General features: G+C 36.6%; 22 protein-coding genes and 2 pseudogenes. 21 read left to right on the forward strand and 3 right to left on the reverse strand.

The window, feature by feature from the left end; all coding sequences use genetic code 11:
- Window positions 1–107: 107 nt before the first annotated feature.
- The 6 genes and pseudogenes from JR050_RS06450 to JR050_RS06475 all read left to right on the forward strand — a co-directional run bounded on the left by JR050_RS06450 (window position 108) and on the right by JR050_RS06475 (window position 7,477).
- Entirely contained in the window at window positions 108–1,379 is a 1,272-nt protein-coding gene (locus JR050_RS06450) for a M24 family metallopeptidase (RefSeq protein WP_204202692.1), read from the forward strand.
- Between the two features lie 607 nt (window positions 1,380–1,986).
- Window positions 1,987–2,781: pseudogene (locus JR050_RS06455) on the forward strand (ribonucleotide reductase N-terminal alpha domain-containing protein); the annotation flags it as partial.
- Between the two features lie 322 nt (window positions 2,782–3,103).
- Window positions 3,104–4,870 (forward strand): annotated as a pseudogene (locus tag JR050_RS06460) (vitamin B12-dependent ribonucleotide reductase); the annotation flags it as partial.
- Window positions 4,871–4,965: 95 nt separating this feature from the next.
- Entirely contained in the window at window positions 4,966–5,991 is a 1,026-nt protein-coding gene (splB, locus tag JR050_RS06465; protein ID WP_204202695.1) for a spore photoproduct lyase, read from the forward strand.
- A gap of 82 nt (window positions 5,992–6,073) precedes the next feature.
- Window positions 6,074–6,496, forward strand: coding sequence for a transcriptional regulator MntR (gene mntR, locus JR050_RS06470; RefSeq protein ID WP_204202696.1), 423 nt, complete (start codon window positions 6,074–6,076; stop codon window positions 6,494–6,496).
- Window positions 6,497–6,592: 96 nt separating this feature from the next.
- A complete protein-coding gene (locus JR050_RS06475) occupies window positions 6,593–7,477 on the forward strand; it encodes a patatin-like phospholipase family protein (RefSeq protein ID WP_204202697.1) in 885 nt (294 codons plus the stop codon).
- Window positions 7,478–7,497: 20 nt separating this feature from the next.
- Here the strand turns inward: JR050_RS06475 and JR050_RS20795 are convergent, their stop codons facing one another.
- Both JR050_RS20795 and JR050_RS06485 read right to left on the reverse strand, forming a co-directional pair.
- Window positions 7,498–7,848: an SA1362 family protein gene (locus JR050_RS20795; protein WP_204202807.1), complete on the reverse strand. Its 351-nt coding sequence runs from the start codon at window positions 7,846–7,848 to the stop codon at window positions 7,498–7,500.
- A gap of 78 nt (window positions 7,849–7,926) precedes the next feature.
- A complete protein-coding gene (locus tag JR050_RS06485) occupies window positions 7,927–8,862 on the reverse strand; it encodes a DUF1385 domain-containing protein (protein WP_204202698.1) in 936 nt (311 codons plus the stop codon).
- A gap of 194 nt (window positions 8,863–9,056) precedes the next feature.
- Here JR050_RS06485 and JR050_RS06490 point away from each other — a divergent pair, with 194 nt between their 5' ends.
- The 13 genes from JR050_RS06490 (at window position 9,057) to JR050_RS06550 (ending at window position 17,542) form a co-directional block, all read left to right on the forward strand.
- Window positions 9,057–9,581: a YqhR family membrane protein gene (locus JR050_RS06490; protein WP_204202699.1), complete on the forward strand. Its 525-nt coding sequence runs from the start codon at window positions 9,057–9,059 to the stop codon at window positions 9,579–9,581.
- A gap of 90 nt (window positions 9,582–9,671) precedes the next feature.
- A complete protein-coding gene (gene aroQ, locus JR050_RS06495; protein ID WP_204202700.1) occupies window positions 9,672–10,130 on the forward strand; it encodes a type II 3-dehydroquinate dehydratase in 459 nt (152 codons plus the stop codon).
- Window positions 10,117–11,178: a M24 family metallopeptidase gene (locus tag JR050_RS06500; RefSeq protein WP_204202701.1), complete on the forward strand. Its 1,062-nt coding sequence runs from the start codon at window positions 10,117–10,119 to the stop codon at window positions 11,176–11,178. Before aroQ ends, JR050_RS06500 begins: the two co-directional genes overlap by 14 nt.
- Window positions 11,179–11,241: 63 nt before the next feature.
- The gene (efp, locus tag JR050_RS06505; protein ID WP_204202702.1) at window positions 11,242–11,799 is read left to right on the forward strand and encodes an elongation factor P; all 558 of its coding nucleotides are present in this window, start codon (window positions 11,242–11,244) and stop codon (window positions 11,797–11,799) included.
- A 210-nt stretch (window positions 11,800–12,009) separates the two neighbouring features.
- On the forward strand, window positions 12,010–12,291 hold the full coding sequence (locus JR050_RS06510) for a YqhV family protein (RefSeq protein WP_204202703.1): 282 nt from the start codon (window positions 12,010–12,012) through the stop codon (window positions 12,289–12,291).
- A gap of 73 nt (window positions 12,292–12,364) precedes the next feature.
- Entirely contained in the window at window positions 12,365–13,288 is a 924-nt protein-coding gene (spoIIIAA, locus tag JR050_RS06515) for a stage III sporulation protein AA (protein WP_204202704.1), read from the forward strand.
- Window positions 13,289–13,303: 15 nt separating this feature from the next.
- Window positions 13,304–13,819 carry a stage III sporulation protein SpoIIIAB gene (gene spoIIIAB, locus JR050_RS06520; RefSeq protein WP_204202705.1) on the forward strand — a complete coding sequence of 172 codons (516 nt, stop codon included), beginning with the start codon at window positions 13,304–13,306 and terminating at the stop codon, window positions 13,817–13,819.
- 21 nt (window positions 13,820–13,840) lie between these two features.
- Entirely contained in the window at window positions 13,841–14,047 is a 207-nt protein-coding gene (gene spoIIIAC, locus JR050_RS06525; RefSeq protein ID WP_204202706.1) for a stage III sporulation protein AC, read from the forward strand.
- A 12-nt stretch (window positions 14,048–14,059) separates the two neighbouring features.
- Window positions 14,060–14,449 (forward strand): stage III sporulation protein AD, encoded by a 390-nt coding sequence (gene spoIIIAD / locus JR050_RS06530; protein ID WP_346726719.1) that lies wholly within the window; start codon window positions 14,060–14,062, stop codon window positions 14,447–14,449.
- A 21-nt stretch (window positions 14,450–14,470) separates the two neighbouring features.
- Window positions 14,471–15,643 carry a stage III sporulation protein AE gene (spoIIIAE, locus tag JR050_RS06535; protein WP_204202707.1) on the forward strand — a complete coding sequence of 391 codons (1,173 nt, stop codon included), beginning with the start codon at window positions 14,471–14,473 and terminating at the stop codon, window positions 15,641–15,643.
- A 12-nt stretch (window positions 15,644–15,655) separates the two neighbouring features.
- Complete coding sequence (spoIIIAF, locus tag JR050_RS06540; RefSeq protein WP_204202708.1) at window positions 15,656–16,285, forward strand: stage III sporulation protein AF; 630 nt, start codon at window positions 15,656–15,658, stop codon at window positions 16,283–16,285.
- A complete protein-coding gene (gene spoIIIAG, locus JR050_RS06545) occupies window positions 16,286–16,963 on the forward strand; it encodes a stage III sporulation protein AG (protein ID WP_204202709.1) in 678 nt (225 codons plus the stop codon).
- A gap of 3 nt (window positions 16,964–16,966) precedes the next feature.
- Window positions 16,967–17,542, forward strand: a complete 576-nt coding sequence (locus tag JR050_RS06550) for a SpoIIIAH-like family protein (RefSeq protein WP_204202710.1) — start codon at window positions 16,967–16,969, stop codon at window positions 17,540–17,542.
- 33 nt (window positions 17,543–17,575) lie between these two features.
- Here JR050_RS06550 and JR050_RS06555 read toward each other — a convergent pair whose 3' ends face one another.
- Window positions 17,576–18,802, reverse strand: coding sequence for a methyl-accepting chemotaxis protein (locus JR050_RS06555; protein WP_430392866.1), 1,227 nt, complete (start codon window positions 18,800–18,802; stop codon window positions 17,576–17,578).
- A 693-nt stretch (window positions 18,803–19,495) separates the two neighbouring features.
- Here JR050_RS06555 and accB point away from each other — a divergent pair.
- Together accB and accC are read left to right on the forward strand one after the other, a co-directional pair.
- Complete coding sequence (gene accB, locus JR050_RS06560) at window positions 19,496–19,996, forward strand: acetyl-CoA carboxylase biotin carboxyl carrier protein (protein ID WP_204202712.1); 501 nt, start codon at window positions 19,496–19,498, stop codon at window positions 19,994–19,996.
- A gap of 12 nt (window positions 19,997–20,008) precedes the next feature.
- Complete coding sequence (gene accC / locus JR050_RS06565; RefSeq protein ID WP_204202713.1) at window positions 20,009–21,358, forward strand: acetyl-CoA carboxylase biotin carboxylase subunit; 1,350 nt, start codon at window positions 20,009–20,011, stop codon at window positions 21,356–21,358.
- Window positions 21,359–21,375 lie beyond the last annotated feature (17 nt).

Genomic DNA, 21,375 nt, shown 5'->3' on the forward strand with positions numbered 1-21,375 from the left:
TTTTGACAAATTTCTAACTGTTTTTTTATTTTACAAAAAGGATTTAATGTAAGAATGCTTAATTTATTGAAGAAGGTACTTGAAATGTAAAAAAGGATGTGACACTTTTGTTTAATGTTCATGAGCATGATCGATCTAAAAGTATACTCCCGTTAAAGAAACAAGAAATAATTCGTGATAATTTCTTAAAGGAAAGACTGGACAGTGTATTAAAAGAAGCAATGGTGAAAGCGGATATTCCGATGTGGATTGTAATTAGCAAGGAATATAATGAAGACCCAGTAGTAGAAACCCTGACGCCTTGTGAACATGACAGCTCCCGTAGACTATCTATTTTCGTTTTTGTTTTACATCAAGAGATTCAACAGATCGAACGTTATGTAATCGGCTCACCACACCCTGCCTTAAAAAACTTATACACATTTATTTGGGATCGTAATAAAGAAACTCAATGGCAAAGGTTAAAGAAATTAGTAGAAGAAAAACAACCTAGTAAAATAGGTATCAATTATTCGAAACATATTGCAGTTGCAGATGGATTGACCTCCAGTCTTCATGATACTTTATCTGAAGAGCTCGGATCAAAATGGGTTGAAAGGTTTGTATCCGCAGAACACTTAGTCATTCACTGGTTTTTGAAACGAAGCAAAGAAGAAATGCTTATTTATCCTTTTCTGGCAGACTTAACAAGTAATCTCGCAAAAACAGCTTTATCAAACGAAGTAATCTACCCTGGACTAACAACTACAACTGAAGTTGTAGATTGGATTAGGCAGAGGGTAAATGATCTAGGAATAAAGACATCTTTTTATCCAACTATAGATATTCAAAGACAGCACGCCACTATTGATAGACTAACTGATACAATCATCATGCCTGGTGATATTGTTCATCTTGATTTTGGATTAGATTATCTAGGGTTGTGTACAGATACACAGCAACTAGCATATGTACTGAAAAGAGGAGAAACTAAACCACCCGAAGGATTAGAAGCTGCATTAAGACAAGCATTAGTGTTTGAAGATATTGTAATGGGGAATATGACAGCTGGTAGAAGAGGGAATCAAGTGTTTGAGAAAAGTATACAAGATGCGAATAAAAGTGGGATAAATGCTATGCTATACACTCATCCTGTTGGGCGTCATTGCCATGAAGCAGGTCCAATCATTGGTTTATTTGATCAACAAACGAAAATCCCATTTAAAGGAGAGTTAGAAATAGTAAGTGACTCTGCTTATGCTCTAGAGTTTAACGTTAAGGCATACATACCTGAGTGGGGACATGAGATATATTTGTATTTAGAACAACCTATCGCTGTTTACCAAAATGGCTCAAAATATTTGACACCCAGACAAGATTATTTCTATTTGATTAGGTAAGCTCATCTGAAAGGACAGAAATTCTCAGTTCAAACAATCTTGCTACTTATTTAATTAAGTAGCTTTTTCCGTTATAGACATTAATAATATACCAACTACTACATCTAGTAATACTCATACTTAATGTCTTGTTTTACACCACTATCATTTTTCTTCATTTATAACACCACCAGTTGCTAATCCCAAGGTATTATTACTCACAACTATGTTAAACTAGGCGATTTTTCATTGGTATTCCATCTGCTTGAACCCTTGTATGAAAGTGGATTCCTAACTAAAATTTTAGAAATGTAATAACACATTTTAACAGGTGGTGGACAGAAATTTACTTTTTTATGCAAGGAGTAAAAAAGGTTAAAATTCGTCAAAAACTCCGATATTTTTTAAATTATCTCTTTCATGCTCTATTATTTCATTTATTTTATGTTTGACAAAGTAAATTAATTTTGCCTCTGACACTATATGTAGTGTCGTCGAAAAATATATATATACTATATATTGATATTTTGTATTAGGGTGTGATATGGTAACAATATCAAATTTCGAGAATGCTAGATTTCAAATTAATAGATACTCGGAATTAATGAGTTAAGGGAGATGAGAAGAGTTGACTGTTGCTACTAAAAATCAATTAAAACTAAATGTAGAAAAACTAAATGATGATATCCGTGCTTTTCCTCAAGTACATCCAATAACAGAGGACATGAAACTAACACATAAAGGTGTATCTCGATTAGTTATGCTAGACCGTTATACCTTCAAAGATACAGAGAAAATCACATTAAGTGAAGGTGACTTTGTAGTACTTACCATTAAGGAAGATCCGAAATTCCCGGCAAGAGGATTAGGGTATATTGTGAGCATTGACTGGGAAGCCAAAACGGCTAACGTACTGGTAGATGAAGAATACCGTGGTGTGCTGGACAAGCACGAAGAAATAGAAACAGGTATTGTAAATCGATCACTAGATGTAATTGAAAAACCATTGGAAGTCTTTTATGAGCAAATTGCGAAACGCAATGCGACAGGGCTTGCTTCTGTAGAAAAGACAGAGGATAAGAGAAAAGAATGGTTTGAAAAGTTCTATCACGAGTTAGTAACGATGAATTTTGTTCCAGCTGGACGCGTACTCTACGGAGCAGGTGCTGACACTGACGTTACGTATTTTAACTGTTACGTAATGCCGTACGTTAAAGATTCTCGTGAAGGAATTTCTGAACATCGCAAACAAGTCATGGAAATCATGAGCCGCGGTGGTGGAGTTGGAACGAATGGTTCAACACTTAGACCAAGAAATACATTAGCTAAAGGGGTTAACGGAAAATCCTCCGGTTCTGTTTCTTGGTTAGATGACATTGCGAAGCTGACACATCTTGTAGAGCAAGGTGGGTCGAGACGCGGTAAATAAGATTAAAGTGCCGAGTCTATAAAATACCTCGTGAATTGCTGGAAAATCTTTTTATGACTTACTGGCTACAACAGAACTGGAAACAGTAGATGTGAATGCTTAAAAACAGTAAGTGGATAAAGACAATCAGCAGCCAAGCTCCTATAAATGGAGAAGGTTCAACGACCATCGAAAACACGCGAAGTAAGTAGCGGAAGTGAGTAGAGTAGGAATCAAGTGATTCCGAAGTGCGAGGGCACTCTAAATGAGTGTAAGATATGGTCTGAACTCTAAGGTGACTTAGAGAGTTGAAGTAGCGATTCAACGTAACAACTTGGCCCAAATGATCATGCTTGCGGACTGGCATCCGGACATTATTGAATTTATTATTTCAAAAATGCAAAATCCAAGAATCCTGCGTTTCTTAATTGAAAATATTGATAATGACTATATAAAGAAGGCAGCACAAGATAAGCTCAAGTTCACTCCATTAACAGAGCAAGAACAAAATATGTATCAAGGAATTATCAACTATAAACATATTCCTGGTCTAGGTGGATTTAACGAAAAGATTATTAAAGACGCTGAAGAAAAATTACGTATAGGCGGTAACTATACAGTACACAATTCAGAGTTTTTAACAGGTGCAAACATTTCTATCTGCCTAACAAAAGAATTTATGGAAGCAGTAGAAAATGACTCAGAATATGAACTCCGTTTCCCAGATGTAGAAAGCTATGATGCTGATGAGATGAAACTTTACAACGAAACATGGCATGAAGTTGGAGATGTTCGTGAATGGGAAAAGATGGGGCATAAGGTTCGTGTATACCGTAAAATTAAAGCAAAAGACCTTTGGAACTTAATCAACATTTGCGCAACATACTCAGCAGAACCAGGTATTTTCTTTATTGATAATGCAAACGACATGACAAATGCAAAAGCATATGGTCAGAAGGTTGTTGCGACTAATCCGTGTGGAGAGCAACCATTAGCACCTTACAGTGTTTGTAACCTAGCTGCTGTTAACTTAGCAGAAATGGCAAACAAAGAAACGAAAACAGTGAACTTTGAAAAATTAAAGCAAACTGTTGAAGTTGGAGTTAGGATGCAAGATAACGTTATTGATGCAACTCCATACTTCCTAGAAGCAAACAAAAAGCAAGCACTTGGCGAGCGTCGTGTTGGTTTAGGGGTAATGGGACTTCACGACCTTCTAATCTATTGTGAAACTGAATATGGTTCAGAAGAAGGTAACAAGCTGGTAGATGAAGTATTCGAAACAATCGCAACAACTGCCTACCGTGCGTCTGTTGAACTTGCAAAAGAAAAAGGAAGCTTCCCATTCTTAACTGGTGATAAAGAGGCCGAGTTGCGACAAGCATTTACAGAGACAGGTTTTATGCAAAAAATGCCAGAAGATATTCGCAATGACATTAAAGAATACGGAATTCGTAATTCTCACTTACTCACTGTTGCTCCTACAGGTAGCACGGGGACCATGGTTGGAGTTTCCACCGGATTAGAACCATACTTCTCATTCTCTTACTTCCGAAGTGGACGATTAGGAAAGTTTATTGAAGTAAAAGCAGATATCGTGCAGGAGTACTTGGACAAGCATCCTGAAGCAGATTCAAACAACCTTCCAAAATGGTTTATTTCTGCGATGGAGTTATCTCCAGAAGCACATGCGGATACACAATGTATCATCCAGCGTTGGATTGATAGCTCAATCAGTAAGACGGTTAACGCACCTAAAGGTTATACTGTTGAACAGGTTGAAAAGGTATACGAGCGTTTATATAATGGTGGAGCAAAGGGCGGAACCGTGTATGTAGATGGTAGCCGTGATGCTCAAGTATTAACACTAAAGGCTGAAGAAAACACATTTGAAGAAGAACAAACAGAGCTATTCCCAGCTGAAGAAGCCAAAAAGAAGCCGGTTGTTTTAGTGGATATCATTCCTGATGTTCGCTCTACAACGGTAACATTCGGTTCTGAAGTTGGAGATACATGTCCAGTCTGCCGACAAGGTAAAGTTCAAGATATTGGCGGATGTAACACATGCACAGATTGTGGCGCACAATTAAAATGTGGTTTATAAAATAAACAAATTAAGGGATGGAATCCATGAATTGGTTCCATCCCTTGTTCTATCTTTCGTTCATACTAAGCGTAAATGAAAAAAGAGGTGAAAGGATGAAACCGTTTGTTCCTCAGTTAGTTTACTTTGAACCTAAGGCACTTGAATATCCACTAGGAAAAGAGCTAAAAGAGAAATTCGAGAAGATGGGTTTAGAAATAAGAGAAACGACTTCACATAATCAAGTAAGAAATATACCAGGAGATAACGAACTCCAACAATATCGAAATGCAAAGTCTACATTAGTTGTTGGACTTCGTAAAACCTTAAAATTTGATACGTCAAAACCTTCAGCTGAGTATGCGATCCCATTAGCAACAGGGTGTATGGGGCATTGTCATTATTGTTATTTACAAACAACACTTGGAAGTAAGCCGTACATACGAACGTATGTCAATCTTGATGATATCTTTGAACAAGCTCAAAAATATATGGATGAACGGGCACCCGAAATTACACGTTTTGAGGCAGCGTGTACATCGGATATCGTTGGACTAGATCATTTAACTCATTCATTAAAAAAGACAATTGAATTTATTGGTCAATCAGATTATGGACAATTACGCTTCGTAACTAAATACCATCATGTAGATCACCTTTTAGATGCAAATCATAACGGTAAAACGCGTTTTCGCTTTAGTGTAAATTCCAGGTATGTAATTAAAAACTTTGAACCTGGTACATCAACTTTCGAAGAGAGAATCGAAGCAGCGCGAAAAGTAGCAAATGCAAATTATCCACTTGGATTCATTGTTGCACCTATTTATTTGCATGAGGGATGGAAAGAGGGCTATTTAGAGTTGTTTCAACGATTGTCTACTTCCTTGGAAGGGATTAATTTAGAGAACCTTTCGTTTGAGCTTATTCAACATCGTTTCACAAAGCCAGCTAAAAATGTAATCCAAAAAAGATACCCGAAAACCAAATTAGAAATGGATGAAACGAAACGCAAATACAAGTGGGGCCGCTATGGCATTGGGAAGTACGTATACCAAACAGAGGAACAAGAGGATATACAAGAAACTCTACGTGGTTATATTCATGAGTTTTTCCCTCAAGCCGAAATTCAGTATTTCACGTAAGACAAAAGGCTTGTGACACTTTTCAAACTATTGTAATATGATAAAAGACATCTGTTCGGAGAAAAAGTGAGGTTGATGAATCGTGCCAACGCCAAGTATGGAAGATTATATTGAACAAATTTATATGCTAATAGAAGATAAAGGCTATGCAAGAGTATCTGATATAGCAGAAGCGTTGGCTGTTCATCCGTCATCAGTTACTAAAATGGTACAAAAGCTAGATAAAGATGATTATTTAGTTTATGAAAAGTATCGTGGACTTATCTTAACCAACAAGGGAAAGAAAATAGGGAAACGACTTGTAGACAGACATGAACTGCTTGAGCAATTTCTTTCAATTATTGGCGTTGATGATGACAAAATTTACAATGATGTAGAAGGTATAGAACACCATTTAAGCTGGAATGCAATTGACCGGATTGGTGACCTTGTTCAATATTTTGAAGAAGATGAAACAAGAATAAAACAATTAAAAGCTATTCAAAAACTAAATAACGATAAGTAGGCTTAGCTAAATAGCTAAGTCTTTTTTATTTTTACGTACTATTTATGCCACTATCGTATTACTTATGTAACAAATGCGGGTAAGTGAGGTGGGACGTTGAAAGTAGACTGTGTCTTTTCGGGTGGTGGGATAAAAGGCTTTGCTTTAATAGGTGCTATTCAAGCTTTAGAGAAAAATGGATTAACTCCAGTTCGATTGGCGGGTACAAGCGCAGGTGCAATAATTGCTGCTTTTGTTGCTGCTGGCTACTCCGGAAAAGAGCTTGAGCAAATTATGGATGAGTCCAACTTGATAGACTTTTTAGATGCTAGAAAATCAATATTTCCTATTTCAATTATGAAATGGCTATCCTTGTACCGAAGACTTGGTCTTTACCGTGGAAAAGTTCTTGAAAGTTGGCTTGAAGAAAAATTACAAGCAAAGGGAGTCAAGGTGTTTGGTGATTTGCCAAATGAAACACTCCGGATCGTAGCCTCTGATTTAACGAACGGCAGAATAATGGTGTTCCCCGATGATTTAGAGAGATATGGTTACGACCCACGAACATTCCCGATTGCAAAAGCCATCAGGATGAGTGCCGGAATTCCTTATTTTTTTGAACCGGTAAAGCTTACAAAAGTAAAACCTCAACCAGTGATTGTAGACGGAGCCTTACTTAGTAATTTTCCTGTTTGGTTATTCGAACAAAGAAAAAAAGAGAACATTCGCCCGCTCATCGGATTTCAACTTAGCCCTAGCCTAGAGAACCGACCGACTCATCAAATAAATAACGCAATTGGTTTATTTAAAGCTTTATTCGATACGATGATGGATGCTCATGACATGAGATATATTTCAAGGGGGATTGAAAAAAACATTGTCTTTATTCCTGTAGATAGTGAATTATCGAGGGATTTTAAAATTACGAAGGAACTAAGAGATAAGATGATTGTTGAGGGATTTAATCGTACTATTCACTTCCTAAATAGATGGAACTATTAAAAAAGAACCGAGCACCAATATTAATGAAGTGCTCGGTTTTTTTTCTTGTGATTTTTTTTACCATCAATGACTGTAAGCTGTACATTGCTCTTTCGTTTTAACATAGTAGGGGATGCCGGTTTTTTTACCAATCCAGCTGCTTTTTGCTGTTTGTAACGTTTTTTTGATTTTATCGCTGCTTTACGATATCTTGAATAATCCTGCCAAGAACCATTTCTCTTCCTTTGAAGAAAACGAAAAGCAAAGTAAAAAACGACTGACATCAGCGCAATGATACCGATCATTTGTAATAAACTCCACGGATCTGTATTTACTAATCCAATGACTGCCAAAAATGCAATCACAATAAGGATAATTTGACGAGTTCTCATTTACAGCACCTCCTTATAAAAACGAAAAGCAAGGGTTATTACTTACAATATGTTTTAAAAGTCAGATGTTTCCACCAATTAAACAATTTTCGCAGAACCCTCTTCTTCTTCCTCTAATTTTAATAATTCCTTAAATGATGCAATGGCTACTTCTACTTGATCATCTTTTGGTTCTTTCGTTGTAAGTAACTGTAACCATAACCCTGGATAACCAAGATAACGTAGCACGGGGATGTCTCTTAATCTGTTTGTGAGTTGCAAAACCTCAAATGAAATTCCAAGGACAACTGGTAATAAGGCAATTCTGTTAACAAGTCTATACCATAGTGGTTCTGTTGGTACTAACATATAAACAAAAACACCTACAATAACTGTGAATAACATAAAGCTGCTTCCACATCGATAATGCAGTCTAGATTGTTCTTGAACATTTCTTACTGTTATTTCTTTACCCGATTCGAAGCAATTAATAACTTTATGCTCTGCTCCATGGTACTGAAATACACGTTTAATGATTGGTGTAAAAGAAATAACGTATATGTATCCTAATAGTAATAGCAATTTAAAAAATCCTTCAAGAAGTACTTGCTCAGTTTTCGTAGGGAACATAAATTCTAAAGCAGCTGCTAAAAATACTGGGACAAGAGTGAAAACAAACTTACCAAATAAAAATGAAATAATTCCAACAGCAGCAACACCTAAAATTAAGGTTAACTTTGATTCTTTTTTCTCTGCTAGCTTATAATCCTCAGCAGGATCAACATCATATCGCTCAGTTGAGAAGTTTAAGTGCTTCGTTCCATTTGCACTAGCTTCTAAAATGGCAACAATCCCGCGAAGGAAAGGAATTTTCTTTAGCTTCTGCAATATTGGTTTGCTTTCTCTTTTTAAGCGTAAGTATTCAATGGTCTGGTCTTTTCTACGAATAGCCGTAACATAGTTATACTTACCTCCGAACATAACACCTTCTACGACCGCTTGACCACCATAAACGCTTTTTTTATTTTCTGACATGTTTCACCAACCTATATCAAACTTTTCGTTCATTATTCCATTCTACTAGAAAACGAAGAAAACCTCTAGATTGATCTCTTCCGTCATAAAACTTTCACTAGTATAGTCAACAATTATTCACCTTAGACATAACTAGAAAAAGTTCTTCATAGAACTGGTCAAACTGGAAACAATAATAAAGGAGGTGAGTGAAAGTGGCGGATAAGAAAAAATTAGAACAAAACAATAAAGAAGAACCGATGTCTACAACAGCCAAAATAGCAATAACAGGATTGTTCGGTGGAATCTTTTGGAGTTTTTTAGGCTATTTATGTTATCTTTTTAGTTTTACTAAAGTTCCACCTAATATCATTTTTGATCCGATTGCAGTTGGTGATTGGAAAGAAGGGGTATTAAGTCAGTACATTGCTATCGTTATACTAGGGTTAATCTCTATTCTAGCAGCCTTTGCTTATTATGCTATGTTAAGGAAATTTGATAAAATATGGATCGGAATTCTGTTCGGTGGTGTGCTATGGGGAATTGTCTTTGTTGTATTGAATCCTGTCTTTGAAAATATCGAACCATTACGAAAAATGGACTTAAATACTTTCGTGACATCATTGTGCTTATTTATCCTTTACGGTACTTTTATTGGATACTCCATTTCCTTCGAAGAGTCAGAGCACCAAATGTTAAAGCAAAAGGAACAAAAACAGCCTAGCTATTCAAATGAATAGACGATATGATAGAATGTTCTTTGAGAACATTCTTTTTTTTGCCAAATAATGAAGCCAAAAAAAGATTAAAAAAGTGAGGGGAGTTTGCACATGAAACGCATACTCTTACTGAATGGTCCGAATCTTAACCGTCTTGGTCTACGGGAACCGCATATTTACGGTAGTGTTACACTAAACGAACTTGAACTTCAATTGAAAACCATCGCCAGTAGTAAAAATATTGAGCTAGTTTGTTATCAATCGAACCATGAAGGTGGATTAATTGATCAAATTCACGAGGCTGAAGTGAAGGCGGATGGAATTATTATAAATCCAGGTGCCTTTACTCATTATAGCTATGCCATTCGCGATGCGATAGCAAGTATAGCGAAGCCTGTAATTGAAGTACATATTTCAAATGTTCATGCTCGTGAGGAGTTTCGTCACACATCCGTAATTGCTCCGGTTACAGTAGGTCAAATTGTCGGCTTAGGATTGTATGGATATGAATTAGCATTATTAGCATTAGTAGAGAAATTGGGGGAGGAAGAAAAAGATGAACAAAATTGAAAATCTTCGAAATCGATTCTCAGAACAAAACGTTGATGGTCTATTAATTACAAGTAATTATAACCGTCGTTACATGACAGGTTTTACAGGATCTTCTGGAGTAGCGATTATTTCCGAAGATAAAGCAGTTTTCATAACAGACTTCCGCTATACAGAACAAGCAGCAAAACAAATAGAGGGCTTCGAAATTATCCAACACAAAGCATCTATCATTGAAGAAATTGCAAACCAAGTTGAACGTCTTGGAATTCAAAAGCTAGGTTTTGAAGAAGAGCACGTTGCTTTCAGTACATATCGTCTATATCGTGCCGGGATTAAAGCTGAGTTAATACCAGTGTCTGGTGAAATTGAAAAGTTACGCTTGATTAAGACTGATTCGGAGATTAAGATATTAAAGGAAGCAGCGGAGATTGCAGATAATGCCTTTCAGCATATCTTAACCTATATTCGTCCGGGTAAAACGGAACTAGAGGTTTCGAATGAGTTAGAGTTTTTCATGCGTAAGCAAGGAGCAACATCTTCATCATTTGATATTATTGTAGCTTCAGGTTTACGTTCTGCACTACCACATGGTGTTGCAACAGATAAAGTAATTGAATCTGGTGATTTTGTAACATTAGATTTTGGAGCATACTATAAAGGATATGTTTCAGATATTACTCGTACTGTAGCGGTAGGTAATCCAAGTGATGAGTTAAAGAACATTTATAATATTGTATTAGAAGCTCAATTACGTGGAATGGCTGGAATTAAGCCGGGCATTTCGGGTAAAGATGCAGATGCACTTACTCGTGACTATATCACTGAAAAGGGGTATGGAGAGTATTTCGGCCATTCAACAGGACATGGTATCGGTTTAGAGGTACACGAAGGACCAGGACTATCTGTGAAGTCTGATGTGACACTTGAGACAGGTATGGTTGTAACTGTTGAACCAGGTATCTATATTGCTGGTCTAGGCGGAGTTCGTATCGAAGATGATACAGTAATCACAAATGATGGGAACGAGTCACTAACTCACTCAACGAAGGAACTAATTATACTGTAAACTACACCATACTAATAAATAGGGTTTGGTATCTATTATTTAATTGATTTAGGAGGATTTTTCATGATTTCTGTAAACGATTTTCGAACAGGTTTAACAATTGAAGTAGACGGAGGAATCTGGCGCGTTCTTGATTTCCAACACGTTAAACCAGGTAAAGGCGCAGCATTCGTGCGTTCAAAGTTACGTAACCTACGTACTGGAGCAATCCAAGAAAAGACATTCCGTGGTGGAGAAAAAGTAGCGAAAGCTCAAATCGAAAACCGCACAATGCAATACTTATATGCAAATGGTGATCAACATGTATTTATGGATACTCAATCTTATGAGCAAACAGAATTACCTGCAAGTGCAATTGAGTATGAGTTAAAGTTCCTAAAGGAAAACATGAACGTTTCAATTCAAACTTACAACTTTGAAACAATCGGTGTAGAGCTTCCAAACACAGTTGAATTAAAGGTTGTTGAAACAGAACCAGGAATTAAAGGTGATACTGCTTCTGGTGGTACAAAGCCAGCAATTCTTGAAACAGGATTATCAGTTCAAGTTCCGTTTTTCATCAATGAAGGTGATGTTTTAATCGTAAATACTGAGGACGGTAAATACGTTTCTCGTGCATAATAAATTTGTAAAAAAGCACTTTCCTATCATAGGAAAGTGCTTTTTTACTTTAACGTACGATTGCATCCTAAGAAATAATTAACTGTTCATATCCTTTCTAGACACCTCTAGTCACTCTTCTAAAACTAACATATTTCCCTATTCTAAAGTCATTGTGTACATGCATAGGTTGTATAAGTAAAAAGTTTCAAATAATGAGGAGAATAAACAATGAAAAAATGGCTTTCAGGTATTGAGACAACGGTATTATCGATGGCAGGTCTTCGTTTTTTATCAGCGTTTATTGAGTTAACTGCTGCTATTACAATGCTTCTATTAAATGATGTAAAAAAAGCTGTAGCCGTGAATGCAGCGCTAGCAATGATTGGACCATTAATATTTATTGCAACGATGACGATCGGGCTGCTTAGTATAACCGATGAATTATCATTTTCAAAGCTAATTTTTATCGGTATAGGTGTTGGTTTTATATTAATTGGAATCTATAAATAACAAGGATATGAATAGTCATAATACTCCTAAGCTCGCATACTATTTAGAATAGTAGACTTTAGAGGTGAGGAACGTGGAAGAAATCTTAGATCTGTTATCTAGCAATGTACGAGAAATCATTGAAAACTATCCTCCACATATAGTAGAGAGAATTGAAGAAATTCGCCTCCGATTACATCGACCTCTTGAAGTAATAATTGGAGGTCAACCTCATTTTCCAACTAGATGTTCAACGATGTATGTCGTGTCTGCCGAGGACGCATCACAACTCTTAAATCGGTTAAGTCAGTATTCAATTTATACATTAGAAGAAGAACTGAAAAGAGGCTATATTACGATCCAAGGTGGACACCGTGTTGGACTAGCTGGAAAGGTCATTACCGAAAAAGGTGAAGTAAAAGCAATTCGTGATGTTACGTTTTTTAATATTCGTGTTGCCAAACAATGCATTGGCATTGCAAAGCCATATCTACCTTTTTTAACTTCTTCAGGAGAATGGGAAAACACAATATTAATTGGCCCCCCACAATCAGGAAAAACAACATTGCTGAGGGATATTGCACGATTAGTGAGTTACGGCGTAAAAGAATTGGACATCCCTTCCTACAAAGTAGGAATTGTCGATGAGCGTTCTGAAATCGCTGGATGTGTAAAGGGAGTCCCACAACATGATTTAGGATGGCGTGTAGATATATTAGATAGTTGTCCAAAAGCAGAAGGAATGATGATGCTCATTCGTTCAATGAGTCCAGAGGTCATCGTTGTCGATGAAATAGGTAGCAAAGCTGATAGCGAATCGATTATGGAGGCAGTTAATGCTGGTGTGAAACTGATTGTTACTGCACACGGTTATGATTGGTCTGATCTAGTAAAGAGGCCAAGTTTACAGCCTTTACTAGAACAAGGTATTTTCTCGAAGTTTGTTATTTTATCTAAAGAAAATGGACCAGGAACATGCTTGAAGATCGTAGACTCAAATGGTCAGAAGATTGGTTAGAATGGGGGAAATCTTATGATGAAGCTACTCGGAGCTATCATTATATTAATTGTCACAACATGGACAGGTTTCGAAGCGGCCAAGCATTTAAGTGAACGCCCGAGACAAATCCGGCAACTCAAGGTCGCCTTACAGTCACTAGAAGCTGAAATCATGTATGGCCATCTACCTTTATTTGATGCATGTATGAATATATCGAAGCAAATGAAGAAGCCCCTATCATGGTTTTTTGAAGACTTTGCGAAACGTTTAAAGAATGGAGAACAAAGTGTGAGAGAAGCGTGGAATGAAAGCTTGGAGGATGTAAAGCGTTTTACAGCCTTTAAGCAAGGTGAAATTGAAGTGCTTCAGCAATTTGGAGAAACACTAGGACAGCATGATCGAATATCCCAGCAAAAACATATTTTATTAACATTGACTCACTTAGAGCGGGAAGAACTTGATGCCCAGGATAAACAGACGAAATATGAAAAAATGATAAAAAGCTTAGGCTTTTTATCAGGGTTACTATTAATAGTTTTGTTGATGTAAAGGTAGAAAGGAGTAAAGGATATGGATATCGATGTTAGTACGATCTTTCAAATTGCTGGAGTTGGAATAGTAGTAGCCTTTCTTCATACCGTACTAAAGCAAATGGGTAAAGAGGATTACGCTCACTGGGTAACCTTAGTGGGCTTTGTATATATTATCTTCCGTGTTGTAACTATTATGGATGACTTGTTTAAGAAAATTAAGGCTGTTTTCCTCTTTCAAGGTTAGGAGGGGTTTGTTATCCAAATCTTACAAATTGTTGGTATTGGTTTAGTCGCAACATTTCTAGCTTTAATTGTAAAAGAACAAAAACCAACATTTGCTTTTATGCTTGTCGTTTTTGTTGGTTGCAGCCTATTCCTTTTCTTAATTGATCAAATCCAAGAGATTATAGGAATGCTTGAACGGATAGCGGTAAATGCGAATGTAAATCTGATGTATGTTGAAACGATATTAAAAATTATCGGAATTGCCTACATCGCCGAGTTTGGAGCACAAATAACGAGAGATGCAGGACAAGGTTCCATTGCTTCGAAGATTGAACTAGCTGGGAAAATCTTAATTATGGCGATGGCGATCCCCATTTTAACGGTTATTATCGAAACAATATTAGGACTATTACCATCGTAAGGGTACCTAAGGGGTGAGTGGATGAACATACGAATTTTAGTAGGAATTATTATATTTTTGTTAGTAGCCTTATCTCCAGAAATAGTACAAGCCTCTTCATCCATCCAAGACAAAGTCATTGACGAACAACTAGACCAATTAGGTATCGAAGAGATTCGGAAGTTTTGGGACGATATAGTACAAGAATACGGTGGATATCTACCAGAAAGTCAGAAAGGTAGTTTTATAGACTTTGTGAAGGGAGATAAGAAATTCTCCACTGAAGAGTGGTTAAAAGGAATTATAAAGTTCCTTTTTCATGAACTAATCGCCAATGGAAAATTGTTAGGAACATTAATTATGCTGACAATCTTCTCGATGGTTCTCCAATCACTCCAAAATGCATTTGAACAAAGTACAGTGAGTAAGGTTGCATACGCCTTAATTTATATGGTTTTAATTATTATCGCACTGAATAGCTTTCGAGTAGCAATTGCCTATACAGAAGAAGCAATTTCAACGATGATCAGCTTTATAATTGCGTTAATACCTTTGCTGTTAGCATTAATAGCCGTTTCTGGAGGAGTCATATCTGCAGCCTTTTTTCATCCTATTATTATTTTCTTAATGAATACAAGTGGTCTACTCATCCAATACGTTGTCTTACCACTCCTTTTTCTTGCAGCACTATTAAGTATCGTTAGTACATTATCGGATCATTACAAAGTTACTCAATTAGCGGATTTATTACGTAAAACAGCTATTGCACTTCTTGGGATCTTTTTAACGGTTTTTTTAGGTGTTATTTCTGTACAAGGTGCATCAAGTGCAGTTGCTGATGGGATTACGATTCGAACAGCAAAATTCATTACAGGAAACTTTATTCCGGTTGTCGGTAGAATGTTTACTGATGCAACAGACACCGTCTTAAGTGCTTCAGCTTTATTGAAAAATACAGTTGGGATTGTAGGGGTCGTGATACTTTTACTCATCGCCGCTTTTCCTGCGATAAAGGTGTTGTCTCTCGCACTAATTTTTAAGTTCGCAGCTGCGATCCTGCAACCATTAGGTGGCGGTCCGGTTATTAAATGCTTGGACATTATCGGGAAGAGTGTCATTTATATTTTTGCTGCATTAGCAATTGTTTCGTTAATGTTCTTTCTAAGTTTAACAGTCATCATCGCTGCTGGAAACATCACATTAATGATGAGGTGAGGGTGAGTTCTTATGGAATTTTTAACAGGCTGGGTTGCCAATATTATTCTCTTTATTTTACTAGCTACCATTTTGGACATGCTGTTGCCGAATTCCAATCTACAGAGGTACGTCAAAATGGTAATAGGTTTACTATTATTAGTAATTATCTTAAATCCGATCCTAAGTTTATTTCATTATGATGTTGAGGAAATCATTAGTGCAGCAGCACCTTTCGCCTCTTCAGAAGAAAAAAATATAGAAAATTTAATAGAAATGAAGAAAAAAGAAATACAAGCCTCATCTCGTGCATATATTTTAGAACAAACGGCTGTCCAAATGAAAGAAGAGGTAGAGGAAGAGGTGAAAAACAAGTTTAATCTTGAGGTTTCACACTTATCTATTGATGTCGATGAACATATTGATGTGTCATCAAGTGATTCAACCGAGCACTTCTCCGTACACGTTCAGCTGGTAGAAAAAAATGAAGCAAAGGATGAGGCTGTCCCGGCCATCGCTGAGGTGAAAATTGATACAAATTCTCCAATCAAGAAGAAAACTCTTCATGCAGACGAGAAGAAAATTATTTCTTACCTGGCGAGTGAATGGGAATTAAACACTGATCAAATCATTGTTGCAATGGAAGGGGGGAGAGCAAATTAGATGGATAAAAAGAAGAATGATTTCTTTCATTGGTTACAGTCATTATTAAAGCCATCTAGTGAAAAACAAGAAGCAGGTAAGAAACTAACAAAATACCATTACGCAATTGTCATTTTTGTAATTGGTGTTGCGTTTATGTTAGTGAGTAACACCCTTTCTAATTCTTCTTCATCTACCCAAAAGGAAGATTTAGCCGTTTTTAGTCAACAAAAAGCTGAAGGTGAACCAGCCTTCAGTCAAAAAGGTGATGAATTAACGGATCAGCTTCAGGAAGCGGAGGATTACTATGAGAATCAACTTAAGGAAATCCTTCAATCAGCAATGGGAATCGATGAAGTTGAAATAATGGTTAATTTAGATGCCACAGAATCAAAGGTATATGAAAAAAATACCACTACCCAAACCCAGTTTACAGATGAAACTGATCGGGAGGGGGGGAAAAGAAAAGTAGAAGATACTTCAAAAGACGAGCAGCTTGTTATTACTCGAAATGGTGATACAGAAACACCTGTTATTATCAAGACGAAAAAGGCTGAAGTTCGAGGAGTATTGGTTGTGGCAGCTGGTGCAGAAAACATAAAAGTAAAAACGTCAATTGTTGAAGCAGTAACAAGAGTATTGGATGTTCCAACTCACCGTGTATCCGTATTACCAAAGAAAAAACCTAAGGGGGAATAATAAATGTTATTAAAAAAGCAAACTGTATGGTTATTAACAATGTTAAGTTTAGTGGTTGTATTATCAGTGTATTATGTAACATCACCTGAGAACAAAACTGACAATCTAGCATTTGTGGAAAATGACAAGGAAACTGCAGCAGAAGAAACTAAAGCAGAAGAGTCTAAAGCAACTGAAACAGGTACTGAGGAAGCCGAAGATGGAACAGTAATCTCAAGCATTCAAAGCGATGAGCTATTCGCTACACTTCGTCTAGAAATGGATGAGCAACGAAGCAAGTTAATTGAGCAACTTCAAACTACAATGGCTGCAACTGATGTATCTGCAGAACAAAAGAGCAAAGCGTATGACCAAATGATCGAAGTTCAAGCTGCTTCTTCTAAGGAGAGAGTATTAGAAACTCTTATCCTAGCAGAATCTAAAGAGTATAAAGATGTATTAGTGAGAGCTGATGGAGACAAAGTGAAAATCGTAGTAAGATCTGAAAAGCATTCTGCTAAAGAAGCAAACAAGATCATTCAACTTGTTAGAGAAGAACTAGGTGCTAAGCAAGTCGCAGTTGAGTTCTCTAAGAAATAATCAAAAAAGAAGTGGGAGACTCCCACTTCTTTTTTAGTCTTCTTTATAAAGCTGTAAGAGCTGGTGTATAGCTTTGTCTGTAGTGGTAATTGAATCTACTAGATTTAGTTGACTTTCAGTTTGAAACTGAACACCAGACGATAGCTCTTGCAATGTTGCACTAGCTTCTTGTAAAACGGAAGCAAAGTCATTGACAGCTTCTCCAATTGTATTAGAAGAATCGTGAATGGTTGCAGTTAATGTATTGTATTGATTGATATGATCCTTCAGCTCGACCACTGAATTACGTATATGACGGAACGCGGTGCTAGTCGCTTGAACAGCCTCTACATTACCTTTCAGCTGGTGTGAAGTATCTTCAATTTCAACCTTCGTTTGCATTGTTTGACTTGTAACTTCCTCTAAATTTTTTGATATTTGCGAAGCAGAGGCACCTGCTAATTCTGCTAGCTTTCTTACTTCTTCTGCTACAACTGCAAATCCTTTTCCGGCCTCGCCTGCCCGTGCAGCTTCAATAGAGGCGTTTAAAGCTAGTAGGTTTGTTTGAGTAGCTATATCTTGTATGGATTTAGAAAAACTTGTTGTTTCATTTACCTTTACAGTTAGTTCATTCATTTTTTTAACAGTAACCAACATGCGCTCGTGGAAAGAAGTCATTTTTTCTAGAAGGTCCGTTACTCGATTTTCGCCTTCTTCAGAAATTTTACTTGTACCTTCTGAATGTTGCTTTAATTGCTCCACTGCTACAACTAATTGATGGACCATTTGATTTGTTTCTTCTAATGTAGAATTTATGTCATGGACCGTTTCATTTTGAGAGTGCATTGTAGATGCCATCTCTTCAATACTAGCCGACATATTAACCGAAGCTAGCTGACTTTGTTCACTTTCTTCTCTCACATTTTTAAAGTTATTTGATAAAATAGCTGTGCTTTCTTGTAATATATTCTTTCTCTCACTATTTTCAGCAACCAATTGTGCTGCTTTTTCTTGAGCAGAAACGATATTTTGAGAAAGGAGTTTGGATAGTTTTAATTGAAAGAATAATAGAATCGACACTAATGCATACATTAAAAAGATCGTTCCGTAGTTTTTCGTTTCTAATGGAAGCTGGGTTGAGAACAATGATGTATAAACAATTAATATCGCAAGCCCAAGGCTAGTTCCGTATAAAAGGATTCCAACGTGCATATAAAGGGCAGAAACTGCAACGATAAAAAACACAATGACGAAAGCGGAAGGTGAAACACTGGTTGCCATAATCGTATATAAAACAATAGCTACTAATGAGACTGCAAGATAAGGGATAAATCTAGTTGCCTTTTTGGTATAATGTAAAATTGAAACAAGTAGTACACCGAGACCACCACCGATTAATATCGATAAAATAAGAATAAGTTCTTTTTGTAATAAAAAATCAACGAGTGTTGCAAGTAACACAGAAACGAAGGTGGCTTTTACAATTAAACCATTTTTCCTGTGCAAGTCCTCCTCAAATAATGCTCGAACAGATTGCGTTTCCAATGAAATCCCCCTTTGTATATAATCTTTAGTTTGTTAAAGAGCTTTGTTGATATTCTTGTAATGGTACGTGCGAGCCTATTACAGAGGTCTGTTTTCAAGACAAACAAGTAAAGCATGTTTCATACGTAAATCAACAAACACGATTAACAAAGTGTAAAATGTGGAAAAGTGATACTGGCTTAAAAGAAAAATTCTTTCTAATTCGTCAAATTCCTCTTTTTTTATACATAATTTTATACAAGTTAAACAAACTTTTCTAAGCGCTTTCAAAAAAAAAAGAATTTAAGGTAGCAATTTACTACCATTTTCTTATAGAATACATAGTAGGACAAACTTTTAGTAGCAGACTATAATTTCTCGTCATAAAAGTTTGTCTATAATGAAAAGTTACTATCTGTAACTTGTTAATTAGGTAAAGGAGAGATCATTGTGTTAAAAATTCAAGAAATTCGTGAATTAATAAAGCTAATTAATAGTTCATCCATTGATGAATTTAGTTATGAACATGAAGGCTCAAAAATTAAATTAAAGAAGAATAAGGATGTTGTAACGACAGTCGTTCCTCAAGTTGAACAAAAACAAGCAGCAGTGGCTGTGGCCGAGCCAGCTCCAACAGTAGCAACACCTGCCCCTGTTCAAGTAACATCACCGGTACCAACAGAAGCAAAGGCAACTGAAGTAGATGCAAATTTACATAAGATTGTATCTCCAATGGTAGGTACGTTTTATGCCTCACCTAATCCTGATTCTCCTGCGTATGTAAAAGTGGGAGATAAAGTAGGGAAAGAGTCTGTTGTATGTATCGTAGAAGCAATGAAATTATTTAATGAAATTGAAGCAGAAGTATCTGGTCAAATTGTTGAAGTACTAGTGGAAAATGGACAATTAGTCGAGTACGGACAACCGTTGTTTCTTGTAAAGCCAGAATAAGGAGCGATTCCGATGATAAAGAAACTATTAATCGCAAATAGAGGAGAAATAGCTGTACGTATTATACGTGCATGTAAAGAGTTAGATATTGAAACAGTTGCAGTTTATTCAGAAGCTGACCGTGACGCATTACATGTGCAACTAGCAGACGAAGCTTACTGTATTGGACCTACTCCATCAAAGGACAGCTATTTAAATTTCACCAATATAATTAGTGTTGCGACACTTACTAGCTGTGATGCAATCCATCCAGGTTATGGGTTTCTAGCAGAAAATGCTGACTTTGCAGAGATATGTAGAGAATGTAATATTAAATTTGTTGGTCCATCTCCAGAGGCTATTACAAAAATGGGGACAAAGGACATCGCAAGAGAAACGATGCGTGAGGCTGGAGTTCCAATCGTTCCAGGATCTAAAGGGATTGTTGAGAACGTAGAAGAAGGCATTAAACTTGCAAATGAAATGGGTTACCCTGTTATAATAAAAGCAACTGCAGGTGGCGGTGGTAAAGGAATACGTGTCGCCAAAAGTGAAGAAGATCTTATTAAGGGTATTCGTACCACTCAGCAGGAAGCTGCTGCAGCATTCGGTAATCCAGGCGTATATATTGAAAAGTACATTGAAGATTTCAGACACGTTGAAATTCAAGTACTAGCCGATGAACACGGGAATGTCATTCATTTAGGTGAACGTGACTGTACAATCCAACGTCGCTTACAAAAGCTCGTAGAAGAAACTCCTTCTCCAGCTCTAACTTCAGAAATTAGGGAACAAATGGGTGAAGCAGCTGTAAAGGCAGCTCAAGCTGTAAACTATTCAGGTGCAGGGACGATTGAGTTTATTTACGACCATCATAAACAAACCTTTTATTTCATGGAAATGAATACTCGAATTCAGGTCGAACATCCAGTTACGGAAATGGTTACTGGAGTCGATTTAATTAAGGAAATGATTAAAGTAGCTTCAGGAGAAAAGCTTTCAATTAAACAAGAGGATGTCGTTTTTAATGGTTGGGCAATAGAATGTCGTATCAATGCTGAAAACCCACATAAAAATTTTATGCCATCAGCAGGTAAAATTGAAATGTATTTACCTCCAGGAGGATTTGGGGTTCGTGTTGATTCAGCAGCATATCCAGGATATGTAATTCCACCTTACTACGATTCCATGATTGCAAAGCTAATCACGTATGGTCCTACTAGAGAAGAAGCAATAGCTCGAATGAAGCGTGCTCTTGGAGAGTTTGTAATTGAAGGAATTCACACTACAATTCCATTCCACTTACAGCTAATGGATCATGAAAAATTTATTGATGGTGACTTTAATACGAAGTTTCTAGAAATATATGAGGTCTTAAAGTAGTAAACTATAATCAGGAG

This window comes from Bacillus suaedaesalsae (assembly GCF_016890225.1).
GTDB classification, from domain to species: domain Bacteria; phylum Bacillota; class Bacilli; order Bacillales; family SA4; genus Bacillus_BS; species Bacillus_BS suaedaesalsae.

Bases quoted from the DNA above. Each gene is read 5' to 3' on its own strand.
- splB (WP_204202695.1), top strand. From the start codon at position 4,966: ATGAAACCGTTTGTTCCTCAGTTAGTTTACTTTGAACCTAAGGCACTT.
- JR050_RS20795 (WP_204202807.1), bottom strand. From the start codon at position 7,848: ATGAGAACTCGTCAAATTATCCTTATTGTGATTGCATTTTTGGCAGTC.
- JR050_RS06485 (WP_204202698.1), bottom strand. From the start codon at position 8,862: ATGTCAGAAAATAAAAAAAGCGTTTATGGTGGTCAAGCGGTCGTAGAA.
- aroQ (WP_204202700.1), top strand. From the start codon at position 9,672: ATGAAACGCATACTCTTACTGAATGGTCCGAATCTTAACCGTCTTGGT.
- JR050_RS06500 (WP_204202701.1), top strand. From the start codon at position 10,117: ATGAACAAAATTGAAAATCTTCGAAATCGATTCTCAGAACAAAACGTT.
- efp (WP_204202702.1), top strand. From the start codon at position 11,242: ATGATTTCTGTAAACGATTTTCGAACAGGTTTAACAATTGAAGTAGAC.
- JR050_RS06510 (WP_204202703.1), top strand. From the start codon at position 12,010: ATGAAAAAATGGCTTTCAGGTATTGAGACAACGGTATTATCGATGGCA.
- spoIIIAB (WP_204202705.1), top strand. From the start codon at position 13,304: ATGATGAAGCTACTCGGAGCTATCATTATATTAATTGTCACAACATGG.
- spoIIIAC (WP_204202706.1), top strand. From the start codon at position 13,841: ATGGATATCGATGTTAGTACGATCTTTCAAATTGCTGGAGTTGGAATA.
- spoIIIAE (WP_204202707.1), top strand. From the start codon at position 14,471: ATGAACATACGAATTTTAGTAGGAATTATTATATTTTTGTTAGTAGCC.
- spoIIIAF (WP_204202708.1), top strand. From the start codon at position 15,656: ATGGAATTTTTAACAGGCTGGGTTGCCAATATTATTCTCTTTATTTTA.
- spoIIIAG (WP_204202709.1), top strand. From the start codon at position 16,286: ATGGATAAAAAGAAGAATGATTTCTTTCATTGGTTACAGTCATTATTA.
- JR050_RS06550 (WP_204202710.1), top strand. From the start codon at position 16,967: ATGTTATTAAAAAAGCAAACTGTATGGTTATTAACAATGTTAAGTTTA.
- JR050_RS06555 (WP_430392866.1), bottom strand. From the start codon at position 18,802: ATGGCAACCAGTGTTTCACCTTCCGCTTTCGTCATTGTGTTTTTTATC.
- accC (WP_204202713.1), top strand. From the start codon at position 20,009: ATGATAAAGAAACTATTAATCGCAAATAGAGGAGAAATAGCTGTACGT.